The organism is Paenimyroides marinum, from assembly GCF_900108395.1.
Lineage (GTDB): Bacteria > Bacteroidota > Bacteroidia > Flavobacteriales > Flavobacteriaceae > Flavobacterium > Flavobacterium marinum.
Genome location: NZ_FNXE01000004.1, coordinates 13,922 through 32,383, shown reverse-complemented (window position 1 = coordinate 32,383; position 18,462 = coordinate 13,922). Strand labels below are relative to the sequence as shown.

18 protein-coding genes, 3 tRNA genes and 1 riboswitch are annotated in these 18,462 nt (G+C 33.8%); of the genes, 12 read left to right on the top strand and 9 right to left on the bottom strand.

Going from position 1 to position 18,462, the window contains the following annotated elements; genetic code table 11:
* Positions 1–5: 5 nt before the first annotated feature.
* Both BLW20_RS02305 and BLW20_RS02300 read left to right on the top strand, forming a co-directional pair.
* On the top strand, positions 6–584 hold the full coding sequence (locus BLW20_RS02305) for a hypothetical protein (protein WP_091095904.1): 579 nt from the start codon (positions 6–8) through the stop codon (positions 582–584).
* The gene (locus BLW20_RS02300) at positions 562–1,122 is read left to right on the top strand and encodes a hypothetical protein (protein ID WP_091095902.1); all 561 of its coding nucleotides are present in this window, start codon (positions 562–564) and stop codon (positions 1,120–1,122) included. The genes BLW20_RS02305 and BLW20_RS02300 overlap by 23 nt, the downstream gene beginning before the upstream one ends.
* Here the strand turns inward: BLW20_RS02300 and cls are convergent.
* Entirely contained in the window at positions 1,117–2,583 is a 1,467-nt protein-coding gene (cls, locus tag BLW20_RS02295; protein WP_245725259.1) for a cardiolipin synthase, read from the bottom strand. The genes BLW20_RS02300 and cls overlap by 6 nt on opposite strands.
* A gap of 106 nt (positions 2,584–2,689) precedes the next feature.
* Between cls and pth the strand changes: the two genes are divergently transcribed.
* The 5 genes from pth to BLW20_RS02270 all read left to right on the top strand — a co-directional run bounded on the left by pth (position 2,690) and on the right by BLW20_RS02270 (position 7,270).
* On the top strand, positions 2,690–3,256 hold the full coding sequence (pth, locus tag BLW20_RS02290; protein ID WP_091096077.1) for an aminoacyl-tRNA hydrolase: 567 nt from the start codon (positions 2,690–2,692) through the stop codon (positions 3,254–3,256).
* 113 nt (positions 3,257–3,369) lie between these two features.
* On the top strand, positions 3,370–3,885 hold the full coding sequence (locus BLW20_RS02285; RefSeq protein ID WP_143037719.1) for a hypothetical protein: 516 nt from the start codon (positions 3,370–3,372) through the stop codon (positions 3,883–3,885).
* 55 nt (positions 3,886–3,940) lie between these two features.
* A riboswitch (cobalamin riboswitch) is annotated at positions 3,941–4,134 on the top strand.
* Between the two features lie 93 nt (positions 4,135–4,227).
* A complete protein-coding gene (locus tag BLW20_RS02280) occupies positions 4,228–5,349 on the top strand; it encodes a T9SS type A sorting domain-containing protein (RefSeq protein WP_091095895.1) in 1,122 nt (373 codons plus the stop codon).
* A gap of 250 nt (positions 5,350–5,599) precedes the next feature.
* Positions 5,600–7,108: a carboxypeptidase-like regulatory domain-containing protein gene (locus tag BLW20_RS02275; RefSeq protein ID WP_177165015.1), complete on the top strand. Its 1,509-nt coding sequence runs from the start codon at positions 5,600–5,602 to the stop codon at positions 7,106–7,108.
* 75 nt (positions 7,109–7,183) lie between these two features.
* Positions 7,184–7,270: transfer RNA gene (locus BLW20_RS02270), tRNA-Ser, on the top strand.
* A 112-nt stretch (positions 7,271–7,382) separates the two neighbouring features.
* On the opposite strand, the gene BLW20_RS02265 is transcribed toward BLW20_RS02270, so the two are convergent.
* From BLW20_RS02265 to BLW20_RS02230, 8 genes are all read right to left on the bottom strand, one after another.
* Positions 7,383–7,455: transfer RNA gene (locus BLW20_RS02265), tRNA-Met, on the bottom strand.
* Between the two features lie 123 nt (positions 7,456–7,578).
* A complete protein-coding gene (locus BLW20_RS02260) occupies positions 7,579–7,899 on the bottom strand; it encodes a hypothetical protein (RefSeq protein WP_091095891.1) in 321 nt (106 codons plus the stop codon).
* 68 nt (positions 7,900–7,967) lie between these two features.
* Positions 7,968–9,197 (bottom strand): hypothetical protein, encoded by a 1,230-nt coding sequence (locus tag BLW20_RS02255; RefSeq protein WP_143037718.1) that lies wholly within the window; start codon positions 9,195–9,197, stop codon positions 7,968–7,970.
* A gap of 62 nt (positions 9,198–9,259) precedes the next feature.
* Entirely contained in the window at positions 9,260–9,673 is a 414-nt protein-coding gene (locus BLW20_RS02250; protein ID WP_091095887.1) for a hypothetical protein, read from the bottom strand.
* A 12-nt stretch (positions 9,674–9,685) separates the two neighbouring features.
* Entirely contained in the window at positions 9,686–10,198 is a 513-nt protein-coding gene (locus tag BLW20_RS02245; RefSeq protein WP_091095884.1) for a hypothetical protein, read from the bottom strand.
* 224 nt (positions 10,199–10,422) lie between these two features.
* Positions 10,423–10,647, bottom strand: a complete 225-nt coding sequence (locus BLW20_RS02240) for a hypothetical protein (protein ID WP_091095882.1) — start codon at positions 10,645–10,647, stop codon at positions 10,423–10,425.
* An 81-nt stretch (positions 10,648–10,728) separates the two neighbouring features.
* On the bottom strand, positions 10,729–11,883 hold the full coding sequence (locus BLW20_RS02235; RefSeq protein ID WP_091095880.1) for a hypothetical protein: 1,155 nt from the start codon (positions 11,881–11,883) through the stop codon (positions 10,729–10,731).
* A gap of 157 nt (positions 11,884–12,040) precedes the next feature.
* Positions 12,041–12,113, bottom strand: a tRNA-Met gene (locus BLW20_RS02230).
* A gap of 116 nt (positions 12,114–12,229) precedes the next feature.
* Here BLW20_RS02230 and era point away from each other — a divergent pair.
* From era to BLW20_RS02205, 5 genes are all read left to right on the top strand, one after another.
* Positions 12,230–13,114 carry a GTPase Era gene (era, locus tag BLW20_RS02225; RefSeq protein ID WP_091095878.1) on the top strand — a complete coding sequence of 295 codons (885 nt, stop codon included), beginning with the start codon at positions 12,230–12,232 and terminating at the stop codon, positions 13,112–13,114.
* A gap of 83 nt (positions 13,115–13,197) precedes the next feature.
* On the top strand, positions 13,198–14,508 hold the full coding sequence (gene der, locus BLW20_RS02220; protein WP_091095877.1) for a ribosome biogenesis GTPase Der: 1,311 nt from the start codon (positions 13,198–13,200) through the stop codon (positions 14,506–14,508).
* A gap of 70 nt (positions 14,509–14,578) precedes the next feature.
* Positions 14,579–15,013 (top strand): DUF1801 domain-containing protein, encoded by a 435-nt coding sequence (locus tag BLW20_RS02215; protein WP_091095875.1) that lies wholly within the window; start codon positions 14,579–14,581, stop codon positions 15,011–15,013.
* Positions 15,014–15,088: 75 nt separating this feature from the next.
* A complete protein-coding gene (locus tag BLW20_RS02210) occupies positions 15,089–17,233 on the top strand; it encodes a TonB-dependent siderophore receptor (RefSeq protein ID WP_091095873.1) in 2,145 nt (714 codons plus the stop codon).
* Positions 17,233–18,432 carry a PepSY-associated TM helix domain-containing protein gene (locus BLW20_RS02205; protein WP_091095871.1) on the top strand — a complete coding sequence of 400 codons (1,200 nt, stop codon included), beginning with the start codon at positions 17,233–17,235 and terminating at the stop codon, positions 18,430–18,432. The genes BLW20_RS02210 and BLW20_RS02205 overlap by 1 nt, the downstream gene beginning before the upstream one ends.
* Positions 18,433–18,462: the final 30 nt, after the last annotated feature.

Below are 18,462 nucleotides of genomic sequence, written 5' to 3'. Positions count from 1 at the left end.
AAAAAATGAAAAATATAGTTTTTTTATTTTTTATTGTGTTTTCATTCACCGGCTTTGCACAGCAGTCATTTCAGTACAAAACCAATAAGCAGCAAACATTTAACCTTCGTGTGGGAATGCATAAAACGTTCCATTACGTAAAAATGGATAAGCAGGACATTGTAAAAAATGATTTGTTTGAGATAGATGAAAAAACCCAAAAGCTTGTCATACCAGAAAACGGATTTTACGAAATATCTGCGTCTTTCAATTTTAATCCCAGTACAAGTGTAATAAAATTTAATAGAGGTGGCGTAAATTTTGGTATTGTTCAGATTTCCGATAACAATGAACAGTATGTAGCTGCAACCCGCAAATCATTTGATAAGGATAACCAGGATATGTTTTCACGGATAGAAGTATATCCCACTATTGTTTATTTGCAAAAAGGAGTGGCCATTGCACCTGCGGTTAATTCCGGCTTAATAGGTAACGTGCTTTTAGGTTGTGTGCTTGGTTGCGAAAAAAAGAATAAGAACTGTACCTCGTTTTCCATGAATATAACATTAATAAGTGAAGAAGATGCGTATCAAAAATATTTTTAGCCTTGTTTTTTTATTGATTTGCGTACACGGGTTTGCTCAGGAACCTTCGTTATATATCCGTAGTTTACGCAGCATTCATTTAGAAAATAAGCCTTTGGTTCCACAACAAATTAAATTCAGAGATGTGGATATGGTGTACAATAAAATCGGACAGTTTTTAAATGAACGGATTACCGTTTCCTCTTCAGGTATTTTTGAAGTTTCAGCTTTTGCAAACATCAATCCGGGAGTAATGGGCAGCTCGTCTAAAGACAGTATTCACATTGAGTTGTACGTGATGAAAAACCATAACCAGCCTACTGAACAAGTAATCGGAACAACCGTGTTTAAATACAGTTACGGTAATTTTGATGTGGCGGCCGGATTAATGATTCCTCCAAAAGAAATCCAATTACAACAAGGCGATGAGATTTCCTTATGGGTTAAAATTCTTCCTTCAACAACGATCGATATTAATAAAAGTACAAAATACGACCACGTAAACAAACCCACGGGTATGGAACAAATTGCCGGAATAAGGATTGCTAAGGTTTTATAACAACGGCGCCAACAGTCTGCAAATTGAAGCAAATGCCTTATAGTACCATTTTTTGTTTTGCCAGGTTTCAGCAGTAAAAAGCCTGCTTGATAAAACGTCTTCTTTAAATTGTTCCGTTAACTGTTGGGCAATATTTTTGTCTAAAATTACAGCCGATAATTCAAAGTTGATTAAAAAACTTCTTGAATCTAAATTGGTGGTACCCACATAGCTGAGCAATCCGTCAATGCAAATGGTTTTGGCGTGTATAAATCCTTTTTCGTACAAAAAAACCTTCATTCCGCGTTGTACAAACGGTTTTAAAAACGATAACGAAGCCGCCTGAACCACCGCCGAATCGCCTTCAGCAGCAATCATTAGCGACACATCAACTCCTTTTGACACAGCAGTAAGCACAGCAGTTTTAAACGAGTCAGTCGGGATAAAATAAGGTGTACACAGTTGAATGCTTTTTTGAGCCGCCGAAATACTTAGAATCATTGATTCCATAACATACGGTGGTGTGTTTCCAGGTGATGAAAAAGCAAACGTAACCGGTAATTTATCGGGAAAAACTGTTTGAATTTCGGGTAAGTATTTTAAATTCAGGGAAAACGATCTTTCCGAAATACTTTGCCAATGCAGCCAAAATTGTGCCTGAAGCATTTTAACAGAATCGCCTTCAAACCTTACAGATGTATCGCGCCAGTACAAATTAAATTTGTTGGGATTGATGTATTTGTCAGAAATATTGATTCCGCCCACATAACCAACTGTACCATCTATCACAATAATTTTTCGGTGGTTGCGGTAATTGCTGTTTGCCAGCGAAGAGAAACGAACCGGCAGGAAAACCTCAAACTGTATGCCTTTTTTCTCGTAGTATTTTTGACGTTTTGCTAACTTTGAAGAACCAAAATCATCAATAATCAATCGGACTTCAACATTTTGTTGTGCTTTTTCAACCAAAAGATCCAAAATTTGTGAGCCAATAGTGTCTTCATCAAAAATGTAATATTCTAAATGAATGTGGTGTTGTGCATTTTTAAGATCGGTAAGCAAATGCTTAAATTTTTCTTCACCGTTAATTAAAAGTTGTGCATTGTTATTTGATGTAGGAATGGCATTACGGGTATTAACCAGATACTCAAAAGCATCGTTTAAATGAGAATCGTAACTATCGGTTAGCTGAATTTCTTTGGTAATGAAAGGTTCTAAATCAATCCAGCGTTCTTCTAATTTTTGTCTGTACCGATAATCTAATTTTTTAAAATATTTTTCTTTTTGAAATTTCTGACCAAAAAAGTAGTACAAAACAACACCTGCAAACGGCAAAAAAACAATAACCATTAACCAGGCAATGGTTTTTTCGGGCTTGCCGTTTTCTACCAAAATGGTAATGAAAGCGGTGGTATTTATCAGTGCTAAAGGAATCCAATACCATTCTACAATAAACTCCCAGATTGTATGTAAGTTTTCCATAACTTGCATTTTTTTCGTTCTAAATTACCTATTAGTTAATACATTTGCAATGAATTTTTTTACAAAGTGGTTTTTAAAACCGCATACACAAGCAAACTCCCAGGTTATGAAAAAATATTTAATTGTAGGGTTGGGCAACATTGGTGCCGAATATGTCAATACGCGACACAATATTGGTTTTAAGGCCGTTGATTTTATGGCGAATGAATCCGGAGCAACTTTTGAAACCGTAAAATTGGGAGCTTTGACCGAAATCAAGGTGAAAAACAAAATATTATTGCTGTTAAAACCCAATACCTATATGAATTTATCGGGCAAAGCCGTACAATATTGGATGGATAAAGAAAAAATTACCAAAGAAAATGTGTTAATTATTACAGATGATTTAAATTTACCATTTGGAACCGTACGCATAAAAGGCAAAGGGTCAGACGGCGGGCATAACGGGTTAAAGAATATTCAGTTAGTTTTAAACAGTGCCGAATATCCGCGTTTACGCTTTGGAATATCCGATCAGTTTAAAAAAGGACAACAGATAGACTACGTTTTGGGCAACTGGACAGACGAGGAATCCACCGCCCTAAAAGAACGCTTACAGGTAGTTTCTGATGCGGTGAAAGAATTTGCCCTGGCAGGTTTAAACCATGCAATGAATAATTATAACGGTAAATAAATATATAAAATCGCTGCTAATAGCTTGTTTGTTTTCAACAAACACCGATGAAAATAAAGTGATTCCGTATGACCGATAAGAAGATAAATAATAGATATTTACATATGAAAAAAATGATTGCGCTATTGGCTTTCTCGGCTGTAGCAATTAGTTGTTCAACTACAAAAGGGGTTGAATCTACCAACTGGCTTGGAAAAAAAGTAACAATGATTTCGGTTGCACCTGAAAACGGAAAGGTAACTGCAACACGCGAATTTGAAAAAGGATTAAATTTAAACGGATTTAACGAATTGTATCCGCAAACTCATTTTGATCCCGAAAAAGTTCTGGTAGAATACAGTTTTGACAGAAACAAAGCAGAAGGAAATCACGCAGATGATTTTTATAAAGAAGAATTGTTTATGGAAATTCCTGTAGAAGCATTTAAAAAGCAGTATAAAGACGCCGAATTAGACCAGGTAAAACTTGTTTATGGCAAGCATTGTTATTGCAAAGGCGAAGCAGGATATTTTAAAATTACCGAAGGAACCTTGAAAATAGATCATTCCGACAAACAAACAAAAGTAAAACTGGCTTTTAAAGCACCGTCAAGTTCTGTTATCGAAAACGTAGAATTTGTAGTAGAATAAGTAAAAAAGATGCCAACAAGGCATCTTTTTTGTCTGAATATAAGATATATATTCCGTATCTTTGTGCCGATTATGGTAGAACATTGAGTTCTTTAATAGGGAATCAAGTAAGATATCATCGAATCTTGAGCTGTACCCGCAACTGTATGCTATTAAACTTATTGTAAACTAAAACGTCACTGAATTTTTTTCGGGAAGACTTAATAATAAGATGCAAGCCAGGAGACCTGCCTAATCGTTTTTTAACTTTCGGGAATAAAAGTGATAAAAGGATTCTTCAAAAATCTTTTCATAATTCTATTCCCATAAGTTTCGGGAACAAAACTTTAAATTTTTTATATTATGAAGAGAATTACTTTAGTGTTCTTATTGTTTTTTACGAAATTTATTTTTGCCCAATTTACCGCAAATGATGTTAAATACTATGTAGGATCAGGTACTGAAACTGCCTATTTGGTTGTTGATTTTAAAGATGGAACAGACGATCGCTCGTACGCATGGGGGTATCGTTTTAATACAGGAAACGGTGAAACTTTTGGAGGAATGATGGCAGCTATTGCCAGTGCAGAACCTAATTTTTCAATTGATCCTGTATCAGGAGCCGGTTTCTTAAATCATGTTACCTTTAATTCTCATACCAGTATTGGCGGAAGTGATTGGTGGAGTACTTGGTCAGGTATTTCTGCCCAAGCATTTACAATGAATGGAGGAATTTCGGAAGCTTTGACAAATGGACGTTGGTATGGTGTTTCTTATGGTTTTAGCAACCCTACATCGCAAGCTCCCGCAACGCCCATTCCTGCTTATAGCTCTCAATGGTATGATGCTGCAGATATCATTACGTGGTTGGGAACAGGATCTAATCAAAGCGTGATTGTTATTGATTTTGGAACAGACACAGCTACTATCGCCGATTCGTATGCTTTTGGAATTAAATACAACGGAACAATTTCCGCAGAAGACGCTTTGGATTTAATAGCGACTGAAATAAACGGAGGTTTTGATTACGTAATGAGCGGTACAGATATTGCTTCTGTAACCATTGGATCACGTACAGAAACAGCAGCGGGAACTACTCAGTGGAGTACTTATTCAGGAACAGATCTTTCAAACTGGAAAACAGAAAGCGATTTATCTTTAGTTACTTTAGATAATAACGCTTGGTTGGGTTTAAGTTTTGGTACACGAAGACCGTTTATCCCTCAGGATATAACCGCATCGTTATCAACAAAATCGTTTAACCAAATAAAAGTAAATGTGTATCCTAATCCAACTTCAGATGTGTTGAATATTGATACAACAGAGAACATTAACAATGTAATCGTTTATAATTTATCGGGTCAAAAAGTATTGCAGACAAATACTCAGCCAACCGTTAACGTTAGTGCTTTAAATGCAGGAGTGTATCTTTTAGAGGTTCAAACTGAAAAGGGTACCGGTATAATGAAATTTGTTAAGAAATAAATTGACAGTTACTAACTTTACACCAAAAGATGTTTAGACTCGTCTCTCCGAGTAGCGTAACAAAGTGAAGCTTATCGAGAAGTCATTGAATTAAAGGTTCTTGGCAAGCTCGAACTGACGAGCTATTAATTATATTCTACTTGGTATAAATTTCGTAATAATCATTTAAAACAATATAATCTAACGATATATTTTTAAGATGCCCAACAAGGCATCTTTTTTTATATCTTTAAAAATCAAAAGAATAAATATGAAGTTTTCTTACCTTTTGCTCATTTGTTTATGTGGCATATATGCAACGGCACAAAACATTCAGGGAATTGTTACAGATAAAACCACGGGCAAGCCATTAGAATCGGCCGCTGTTTTTTTTGATAACACCACAACAGCAACCGTAACAAAGCCCGACGGAACATTTGACATAAAAATACCTTTAAATAATAAAAACGCACTCATAGTAAGTGTTGTTGGATATGATTATTTTATTGATGCTAATCCGTCTGCGGGGTTTTTAAAAATTCAGTTAATGCCGGAAGATAACGTCTTAGAAGAGTTGATCATTGACAAAAATGTTTTTACAAGGAAACAAATGCTTCAGGCTTTTCGTTACTTTTTCATCGGAAACACCAAAAACGGCAAGCGGGCAAAAATCTTAAACGAAGACGATTTAGTGTTTTATTACGATACAAAAACCAACCAGTTTTCTGCATATTCAGATAAACCAATTGTTATCAATAATGAAAACTTAGGTTATCAGCTAAAGTTCTATTTAGAAACTTTTCAGGTGCAGTTCAATTATCAAACGTTAGATCCTGAAAATTATGTAAATAGTTTTTATTGGGGCTATTCGCAGTTTATCGAAACATCAAAGCCAAAAAATAAGATCATTAAAAATCGGGAAGAAACTTATAAAAAATCTTCTGCAGCTTTTTTTAAAAATTTAGTAGTAAATAATTTAGAATCAGAAGATTTTATCTTGGCAGTAAATGGTTGGAAAGTAGATCCGTTAGCATATTTTAAAATTAGCAATCAGGGAACTACGGCAACTTTGTGCGTAATACAAAAGCCGGTTCGTAAAACACCTGTAATTGATAAAAACGTTTTTGTAAACGGTGTAATTGATGCCAATAAAATTACCGGGTATAAAGAAACCGAAGTGCCCTTTACCATTCTAAACATGAAAACAAAAGAGCAGTCTATTATGTATTTTCAACAAGAATGTACACAGGTTTCAACTAGCGGACAACTGTTAAAACCAACTGATGTGTTATTTGGCGGATTTTTTGGCGATTTAAAAACCGCTGATATGTTACCTTTTGATTTTACTGTTGCAGTTGCAATGCCAGAGATAAAAACAAATAATATGGAAACAACTAAAGAAATGCCTGCTTATGCCGATTTTGAAAAAGAAGCAATTGCATTTTATACATCTGAAAATTATAATGCTCATAGAAAAGCACGGAAGGCATTTTTTGATAAGTTAAAAGTTCAATATAACGATAAAGTTCATGAACCTTTCGTACTGTGGATTGAGGAGAATTTGAAAAGTACTTTATTTGCTTCAAAAGAAGAAGCTATAACATTACATGATAATTTTGTATCAACTTATAAATTGATCAATGATCAAAAAGAAGATATTGAAAGAAAGGAAGATTATTTTAGTAAATTATATGGAGAGGAAGAATTTGGTAAAATGTATTATAACAAAGTTATACAGGGGCTGTTAAATAAATTAGTAAATACTGAAAAAGAGAATTAAAAACACCGGTATAAAGGTTGAGGCTTTACGTTCTTTGCTAAAACAATTTTTTACTGTAAATTTGCAAACCTAAACAGAGAGGTGTCCGAGTGGTTGAAGGAGCAAGCCTGGAAAGTTTGTATGTGGGTAACTGCATCGAGGGTTCGAATCCCTTCCTCTCTGCAATTTTGGTTGTAACCATATTAATAAAAAACAGATTCTGTTTTTTACAACTTTTGTAAAATAAATTTAAGTATAAACAAAAAAGAGAATCAATTTCTTGATTCTCTCTTAGTAGCGGGAACTGGACTCGAACCAGTGACCTTTGGGTTATGAGCCCAACGAGCTACCTACTGCTCTATCCCGCGATATTGTGGTGCAAATGTAAGGCTACTTTTTGGATTACCAAAACTTTTTTGCATAAAAATATAAAAGTGAGCCTCTTAAAATATCTAGGGTATGCCGAATTATGAGCCTCCAATTTAAAACTGCTAACATAATAGAGAATGATAAATCTGAGAATTAATCTTTATATCTGATTTATAAAAATAATGATTTACTTGTTTATATCCTATCAGAGATAGTTTCTGAACTCCTGGTAAATCGGAATTATTAAAATCTAAAATAATTGTTACCAGGAGTTCCCAATAAAATATCAATTCTATTTTTCTGGGTTTAATACCGAATATTGTAATTTCTTTGATATAAATATAGCTGTCGTAACCTTTAATTCTACTATCAATTGGTTTTAAATCAAATTCCCAGTTTTCATATTGCATTCCTAAACGAAAAGGTAAAATATCTGTTTCCATAATTGGTTGATTTGTGAGAATAAAAAAACCACTCTGAAAGTGGTTTAGATAAAAATATTGGTTCGTTTTTAGAGGATAATGCCTCTTTGTTTTAAGTGATAAGTTAATGATGAAAAATTGTGCGACATTTCATTATATTCTTTGTTATGTTGTTTAAACTCTTCTTCACAGTATTCCCTTATATATTTATGTAAAAAATCATCATTGTTTGTGTTTTTAAGGTATTTCACAAATTCTTCTTCATCTTTAATCTTAGGTTTATTTCGGAATAGATTCTCATACTGTTGTAAATAGTTTAAATATTTGTTTTTGCTGTCAAGTATATGCTTTTCTCTGACGGACTGGATAAATTTTTGTTCAAAATCATATAAATCACCGTTTTTAGAAGTGGTATATTTGTCAAGCATATCATAATAGTGTTCTGTAGATAAATGGCATAATTTAATGATATATTCAAAATCTGACGTTTTTAATCTGACGTTATGAATTTCAAAAAATTCAGTATCATCGTCTTCTAAATATAAATCCATAAAGAAACCAAGCTTATTGTATGTTTCTTCATATTTAACAAGCCATTTCAACAAATCATTTTCGTCAGCTAAGTTTAGTTCATTATATTCTTCTATGGCTTTTTTTGCATCCTTGTGTTTAGGAAGATAGTAATCTTCATACACTTCTTTTATGTGACGATACATCCAATAAAAATTATCTGAGATAGAAGTTTCTTGAGGATTAGCATCTTTACCTTTTTTATCAAGAGCATCAACTATTAATTTAAATAATCCAACTTTTCTATTTGGCAGAGTTCTATTATAAAGTTGTTGATGTTTTTCTAACCATTGTGCATATATTTCAACGCCAATTATTGTTTCTTTATATTGAAGCAATTCATTAATAGCCGATATATATCTTTCGTCATAAGTATGATACTTCTTGTACCTTTTGTAGTTTGCTCTCTCTTGATGTAAAATATCAATAGGTATTTGCTGTTTTCTTCGAACTGTTTTATCAAAAAGCTCCAAATCGTTACAATTATAAATATTTGTTATTTCATCAAATGCAGTCCCTTCAAAGATAAAGTCAATATGTTTACGGCTATGGTTTCCTACAAAAGAAAAGCCTGTACGGTTCCAGGAATCTTTCTCTGAATGACTAATTCCTTCAAAAGATTCCAAAGAAGTGTCTCCTTCCTTTTTTAAGGCTATGAAAGCCTTTTCTATTTTTTCTAAAAATTTAGATTTTGTAGCACCTTGATAGATGGTGTCTGGCAATAAATCATTTAATAACCAAATATCCATTTTTTGGAAAGCTCTAATAATAAGGTATAGTTTATTGTTGTACATTAAGGTCTTTTTAGTTTTTATTTCAGGATTTGATATAAAAAGAATGCAACTAAGAAAATAAGTAATACAACATATTTAATGTTTTTATTTGTCTTTGAAATCTTATTAGGAACATCAGAATTGTTATCATTATTGATTGCATCAATCAACTTTTGGGAGTCAATATAATTATTCTCTTTATTCTCATAAACAACATCACAATAAATTCTAAAATAAAAAGCAAGGTTTCCATTACCTTTCTTCTTTTTTATTTCCTCGTCAAAAAAGATTTTATTTTTCTTAATGATATTGAATACTTTTTCCACCTCATTTTCTGATAAATTATAATCTGAAATATATCTTGAAATTTTGCTAAAATGGTATCCATCGCATATAATATCAGTTTCTGAATAGATTTTATGAAATAGCATTTTCAATGCTTGTTTTTTCATATAGCTCTGTTTTTAATCTGTGTTCGAGAGTCCAATATGAGCTTCTTCTCCACTTAAACCTCCCCATTTAAAACTATCGTCTAAATGATTATTTACAAATTTGTTATTTACACATCTTTCATTTTCCATTTCTTTTTGTATTTCAGAAACCATCTTATATTTTAGTTTTAAAAGAGCATTTATCTCATAATTATCCAAAGCCCAATACTTATTTTCTTTATTAATTAACTCCGTAATTTCTTTAATTAATTGAGAATAATGCTCGTATAGGTCGGTAAATTCATCAATCTCTTTATCTGTGAAAATAAAGTTTTCATCAATATCATAACCGAACGTCTTTTTTCTTTTTTCTACTTCTGCTTTCACTTCTTTACTTTTATTATACTGTTCACTTAAAAAACTAATTTCATAATCATTGAGTTTTGTATTGCGATTAAAAGTTTTATCGCTAACCTTCTGTAGATCTAAAATCAATCTTTCAACTGAAATATTCAAATCTATAGCTATTTGAAATAATCTTTTCATACTATTTTTAAATTAATATTATTAAAAATATACTAACCCAAAATACATATTCAACGTCTAACTTTTAATTATCTATAATATATATTATTTTTTTCTGTTTTCTTTTTCACGGTTTTCATTTATTCTATACACAATTAGTTTAAATATGATGTATATTATGAAAATTTTTATCACTACTCCCAGGAAGTATAATAAGACTGTAAATATTGAATCTATAAATTCTGTCATAGCTCTGCTGTTACGAAAATATCGTGTTTACAAATAGAATCTCTTCCTTCAAAATTTCCCTCTTTACTTTCGTGTAAAATTATATAGTCATAACCTTCTTCGGGATAATAATCTTGCCTACATACAGGGGAAGTATATGGTTCTGATTTAGTAGCTACAATAAGTGCTTTTTTGCCTGATACTCTTAACGTAACAATATCGTTCACTTTGTGTTTTTTCATAAGTTAAATTATTTAATTGTTATTTCCCGACAAATTTAAAAAATATCCAAACTGTAAGATAACAGTTGCAACCTTGCAAACCTATAATAAATTATAAAGGTCTTCATCACTCATTTCTTCTAAAGTTTTTGTAGTAGGAGAGGGCTGAAACCAAGAAGAAAATCGTTCATCGTTTGGAAACCATTTATTAATAAAATCCTTAATGTTGGTCAAAGACCTGTCAAGCTGTATCCTTTTAGGTTTGTTTCTGTCTCCAAGTATGTAATATTTTTTTACGATACTTTTATCAATACTTTTACAAAATGCTGACTTTATTCTTGAAAAATGAACATATATTTCATCATTGCTATTCTCAACCAAGTCTGAAATTGATTTAGCCATTTTCTCGTGATTTTCTTGGTAAGAAATATGTTTGTAAATAATGAGTAAATCAGCTTCAAAATCTTTTAAATCGCTTAAGTCAACTTGGTCAACTAATAAAAACCAAAAATATAATGCTTTGGTAAGATGACTTAATTTAATTTCAATATTATTGTAGTCAGGTAGAAAAATTCTGTAATCTTCATCTATGTATAACCGACTTACTTTATCCTTTGTTTCTTTTATTTCATTAATATGATGTTGAATAAACGGAAGAATCGCTAAAAACTGTCCTGTTTTTTTTAAACCTTCAAGTTGTTCTTTTATTTCATCCACTATTTTCTGGATATTCTCTTCAAATGGAATGTCTCGCTCATTTTCATTTCCATCCGAAAAGCTATATCTAGAATGAAAAGCACCTTCCTCTAAACGGGTTGATTCTGTAGGAAAATTGAATAAAAAAGTATCTAAATCCTCAAAACCAATTATTCCGTCATAAATAACACTAAATGTTATTATTACGAGCTCTCCATAATGAGTATATACGAAAATGTCATTAATATTATCTTCTATTTCAAAAAGTTGTAATAAATATTTGAAATAGTTATTGTCAGAAGGAAGCTCCTTACTTATATCAAATTTTGGATTATAATATTTGTACAAGGTAAGTAAATTAAATACATCTTCAGTGTTATGAGAAAAATGTATAAAATCAAAACCGTTTTTTGCCAAATTTGATTTAAGAAGATTCAAATCATATATTTTGGGTAAAATAGTTTTTCCATTACTTATATAATAAACCGTTCTTTCGTTGAAAGAAAAAGGTTTAAGCTTTTTAGAGATATCATAATATGATTTGGTATATGTTTTTGTCATAAGGAAGCAGTATGAAAGTTTGTGTTACTAAAGTACAAAAAAAGATGAAATACTAAAGATTTTGATTATTAGATTGGAAGTGTGCTGGAAAAAAAGTTATAATGTATTTGATGCCATTATACAAAAAAAGAGAACCAATTTCTTGATTCTCTCTTAGTAGCGGGAACTGGACTCGAACCAGTGACCTTTGGGTTATGAGCCCAACGAGCTACCTACTGCTCTATCCCGCGTTATTGTGGTGCAAATGTAAGGCTACTTTTTGGAATACCCAAACTTTTTACAGAAAATTATAAAATTTAGTGTGTTTCGCTATTATTCGTTAACTTTGCAAATTATTAAAGAAATTATGTCGCACAAAGCCGGTTTTATAAATATTATAGGAAATCCAAACGTAGGAAAGTCCACCTTAATGAATGCTTTTGTGGGTGAGCGTTTATCTATAATCACATCGAAAGCACAAACCACGCGCCACCGCATTTTCGGTATCGTGAACGGTGACGATTTTCAGATGGTTTTTTCGGATACTCCGGGAATCATCAAGCCTGCTTACGAGTTACAGACTTCTATGATGGATTTTGTAAAATCGGCGTTTGAAGATGCCGATGTTTTGCTGTACATGGTAGAAGTTGGCGAACGCGAGTTAAAAGACGAAGCCTTTTTTAAAAAGATAACCCATGCCAAAGTTCCGGTTTTATTGTTGTTGAATAAGATCGATAAGTCAAATCAGGAACATCTGGAAGAACAAGTGGCTTTGTGGAAAGAAAAAGTGCCAAATGCTGAAATTTATCCGTTATCGGCATTAAACAATTTTAATGTGGATACCGTTTTTAACCGTATTTTAGAATTGTTGCCACAATCACCACCTTATTTTCCAAAAGATGCGTTGACCGACAAGCCCGAGCGTTTCTTTGTGAACGAAATCATCCGCGAAAAAATCCTTTTGAATTATCAGAAAGAAATTCCGTATTCGGTTGAGATCGAAACGGAGGAATTTATAGAATCCGATGACATCATTCACATTAAGGCGGTCATCATGGTAGAACGTGACAGTCAAAAAGGAATCATCATTGGTCACAAAGGATCTGCACTGAAAAAGGTGGGAATGGAATCACGTGTCGAGATGGAAAAGTTTTTTGGCAAACAGGTACACATTGAACTTTTTGTAAAAGTAAACAAAGATTGGAGAAACAACACGTATCAATTGAGACGTTTTGGTTATAACAACAAGTAATTCGCATAAGCTATCAGCTTAAAAGATATATAATAACAAAAATGGGTTTATAGCTTACTGCTTAAAGCCTAAAGCAACAAAAAATGAGCAACATTGTAGCAATTGTGGGTAGACCAAACGTAGGAAAATCTACCTTTTTTAACCGACTGATTCAAAGACGCGAAGCCATTGTAGATTCGGTAAGCGGTGTAACCCGTGACCGTAACTATGGTAAATCGGAATGGAACGGAAAAGAATTTTCTGTAATTGATACCGGTGGGTACATCAAAGGATCAGACGATATTTTTGAAGGAGAAATCCGCAAACAGGTAGAATTGGCAATAGATGAAGCCGATGCCATTGTTTTTTTGGTGGATGTGGAAGAAGGAATTACGCCAATGGATGATGAAGTTGCCAAACTGCTTCGCAAAGTAACCAAACCTGTTCTTTTGGTGGTTAACAAGGTAGATAACGCCAAACGCGAACAAGACGCCTTTGAGTTTTACAATTTAGGTTTGGGCGAATACGTAACCATGTCGGGAATGAGCGGTTCAGGAACAGGCGAGGTGTTGGATAAAATTGTTGAAATTTTACCTGAACTACCTGAAATTGAAGAAGTACAGGACGAATTGCCGCGCTTTGCAGTTGTTGGAAGACCAAATGCAGGAAAATCGAGCTTTATCAATGCGTTGATTGGCGAAGATCGTTTTGTGGTAACCGATATTGCCGGAACCACCCGCGATGCCATTGATACCAAATACAACCGTTTTGGTTTTGAATTCAATTTGGTTGACACTGCCGGAATTCGCAGAAAAGCGAAAGTTAAAGAAGATTTAGAGTTTTATTCAGTCATGCGTTCGGTTCGTGCCATTGAACACGCCGATGTATGTATTTTGGTTATTGATGCAACCCGCGGATTTGAAGGTCAGGATCAAAACATTTTTTGGCTGGCAGAAAAAAACCGCAAGGGAATTGTCATTTTAATCAACAAGTGGGATTTGGTTGAAAAAAGCACCATGACCGCCCGCGATTATGAAAACAAAGTCCGTGAAGAAATTGCACCGTTTACCGATGTTCCCATTTTGTTTGTATCAGCATTGACTAAACAGCGTTTGCTAAAGGCTTTAGAAGCAGCCGTACAGGTGTACGAAAACCGCAAGCAACGCATTGCTACATCAAAATTTAACGAAACCATGTTACCGATTATCGAAAATAATCCGCCGCCGGCAATTAAGGGTAAATACATCAAAATTAAATACTGTATGCAGTTGCCAACCGCTATTCCGCAGTTTGTGTTTTTTGCGAACCTGCCGCAGTATATCAAAGATCCGTATAAACGTTTTGTAGAAAACAAATTGCGTGAGATTTATAATTTTGAAGGCGTGCCCATTGATATTTACTTCCGCCAGAAATAATAGATACATTAGGAAAGATTCAGGTCTTTCCTTTTTTTGTATTAGATTTGAAACAACTTAACTTTTTGTTATGGATACACATGAACAAATTAAAACATATATTGACGGATTAAACGAAGCTAAGCGCAGTGATATGCGGCAACTTCATCAGTTTATGTTAGAAATAATACCCAATGGCAAATTATGGTTTTTAGACGGTAAAGACGAAAAGGGAAAAGTAATCGCAAATCCTTCCATTGGTTATGGCGAATTTATAATCAATTATAAAAGTGGATCAAGTAAAGCATTTTATCAAATCGGGATCAGTAGTAACTCTACAGGTATTTCGGTTTACATCATGGGACTTACAGATAAAAAATATTTATCGCAATTTTTCAAAGAAACCATAGGCAAAGCAACTGTAACAGGTTATTGTATTAAATTTAAAACCATATCAGACATTCATCTAAACACGCTGAAAGAAGCAGTAGCATACGGGTTGCAACAAACCACTTCTCATTCTTAAAAAAAACATAAAAAAATCATCTATTTTTATTTGATTTAAATAAGTATAGTGTAATTTTGTCGAAATTTTTTAACAATGAAAAAATTACTAATCTTTTTACCTACTGTGCTTCTTGTAGCTCAAACAAACGCTCAGGAAACCGATTCAATACAATCAAACAAATTAGAAGAGCTTGTTATCGATGCTTATTTTTCAAAAAATGTAAATGCTGCTAACAAAATGCCTTTAAAAGATATCGAAAACCCACAGGTTTACAATGTTATCAGCAATAAAGCCATCAAAGAGCAGGTAATTACCAATTTTAATGATGCACTGAAAAATGCAACCGGGGTGTTCCGCTTATGGGAATCTACAGGTCGTGGAAGCGACGGAGGTGAGTATTATTCTATGCGCGGTTTTTCTACACAACCAACATTGTTAAACGGAATGCCAAGTTTTTCTAACGGAACTTTAGATCCTGCAAACGTGGAAAGCATTGAAGTTATCAAAGGTCCATCGGGAACAATGTACGGGGGAAACATTGTGTCTTACGGCGGTTTAATCAACGTAACAACAAAAAAACCGTATGAAGCTTTTGGCGGAGAAATGGGCTACGTTAACGGATCTTATGGGTTAAACCGTGTTACTGCCGATATTAATACACCGTTAAGCAAACAAGCCTTTTTACGTATTAATACAGCGTATCAAAACCGCAATTCGTTCCAAGATGCTGGTTTCAGCAAATCGCTTTATTTTGCACCGTCGTTAAAATTTATAGCAAACGATCGCTTAACTTTTTATATCAATACAGAGATTAAAAGTTCAGAATCGGCAAATGCACCAATGATTTTCTTAAGCAGATACAGTCCGATTTCCTTTCACTCAATGGATTTGTTTGAACAAAACTACAAGAAATCTTATACCACAAACGATTTAACCATAAAAAACCCAACGTTTAATTTACAGGCGTACGCCGTTTATCAGCTGTCAGATAACTGGACATCTACCACCATTGTTTCAAAAAGCAATGCCAAAACAAACGGTTACTACCATTATTTATGGGATTCCGCTAATGGCGATGAATTTACACGATTTATTACCAAAGGAGAAGCAGAGACTGATGTTACAGGTATCCAACAAAACTTTGTGGGCACTTACAATATTGGAAGTATGAAAAATAAATTGGTAGTGGGATTAGATTACTTTCAAAGAAAATTTTCTGGAGGTGGTACCGGCTATGCAGAATATGGAACGGTTTCTTTGGTAGATCAAACGGATACAATGGCAACACAGCTTACAACATCAGCTGTTGATGCGGCATTATCACAAACTACACAGGATTTATTCAGTGCCGAAACAAAGATTTACAGTGCGTATGCATCAAACGTTATTGAATTTTTACCCAATTTATCTGCTATGTTAAGTTTGCGTATAGATCATTTTACAGGGCAGCCAACAGCTTATTCAACCGAAGAAATAAAAGACAAAACTACCTTATCGCCAAAATTCGGCTTGGTTTACCAGCCTATTCAGGATAAATTATCGGTATTTGCAAACTATATGAATGGGTTTCAATACATACAACCAGAGGCTATTCCTATTACCGATGCAGATGAAAATATTATTGGTAGAGAAATACGCTATTTTGATCCGGAACAAGCCAACCAATGGGAAGTGGGAACAAAAGCCAGCCTGATTAAAGAACGTTTATCGGTAACGGTAAGTTATTACAACATCAATGTAAAAAATAAAGTAATGGGTAGTGGGGTAGATGCTACACAATCTGGAGAAGTAGAAAGTAAAGGTTTTGAAATTAGTGTTTTAGGCAGCCCAATCAATGGATTAAATATTATTGCAGGGTACAGCCATAACGATAACGAAGTAATTAAAGACGATCCAACATTGGGGTATTTAGGTATGAGAACAGAAGAATCTGGCCCTGAAAATTTATTCAATTTCTGGGCAAATTATACCGTACAACAAGGTGCTTTAAAGAATTTTGGACTTGGATTGGGAGCCAACTCTGCAAGCAAATTACTAACATTAAACAGATTAACTACCGGAACGTTTGCTTTACCGGGTTACACCGTCTTTAATGCTGCTGTTTCGTACAACGCCGAAAAATACAGTGCTACGTTAAAGGTAGATAATCTTACCAATGAAAAATATTTTACGGGTTGGTCAACCGTTAGTCCACAATTTGCCCGTTCGGTTTCATTAGGTTTAAATTATAAGTTTTAATGAGAAAAACGAAAAAGAAAGAAAATAAATTTAAAAAATTAACAGGCAAGCTGCACCTTTGGTTCGGCTTGCTTATTGGTTCTATCGTGTTTTTTATTTCGATTACCGGAGCATTGTATGTTTTTAAAGACGAAATAGAAGGAATTAACAGAAAAGAATACATTCATCATAACGAGCCCGACTACCAAAACAAAGAAAAACTGAACATCCGTACCTTAGAAAAAATGGTGCAGCAACAGGTCAAAGAAAAATATCCGGTACATTGGGTGAATATCCCCGTTGACCGGTCGATGTCTTATCAGTTTTTTTATTTTGAGCACAATCAGAAGGCGTGGCATTATTTTGACGAATATCCCATTTATAAATCGGTCTATGTAAATCCGTACAGCGGAAAAGTGCTGCAGGTTTACGATGAAAAAAACGGTTTTTTCAATATAGTGAAAATGCTTCACTGGAGTTTCCTGCTTAATTCTGCCTGGGGAAAATGGCTAACCGGAATTCCTGTTTTAATTTTTGTATTTATGTTGATTTCGGGTATCATCCTCTGGTGGCCCAAGAACAAGGCGGCACGCAAACAACGCCTTTGGTTTAAATGGAAAAACATTAAAAACTGGAAACGCAAAAATTACGACCTGCATAACATTTTAGGGTTTTACTTTTCTGTTTTTGCACTGATTTTCTCAATAACCGGGCTTTTTTATGCGTTCTTTTTTATTCAGGCAATGATTTATGTTGTTTTTTCGGGCGGAAAAACGCAGTATCCCGATTTTTCGCACATTACAACCAAAGCTCCCATTGAATTGCGTACCGAAACCACATTAGATAAAATTGCCCAAAAGGTAGAAACATTATACCCAAATGCTTATGCGTTTTCGATAGATTTAGGAAACGACCATTTAGACGATCACGAACATCCAAATTTCGATGTATATGTAAAACATCTATCCTATTCGTACCACAAAAGCAGCAGCTTGATTTTTGATGAGAACTCAGGTGAATTGCTTCACACCCACGATCCAAAAGATAAAAACCTGGGCGAAAAAATGGTTGCCGCTAATTATGACATCCACGTGGGAGCGATTTTTGGATTACCTACCAAAATTATAGCATTCATTGTAAGTTTGCTTTGTGCAAGTTTACCGGTTACCGGATTTATGATCTGGTACGGACGTCGCAAGAAAACAAAAACTACCACTTAACTATTTTAAATAAATAGGTAAAACCCCTTT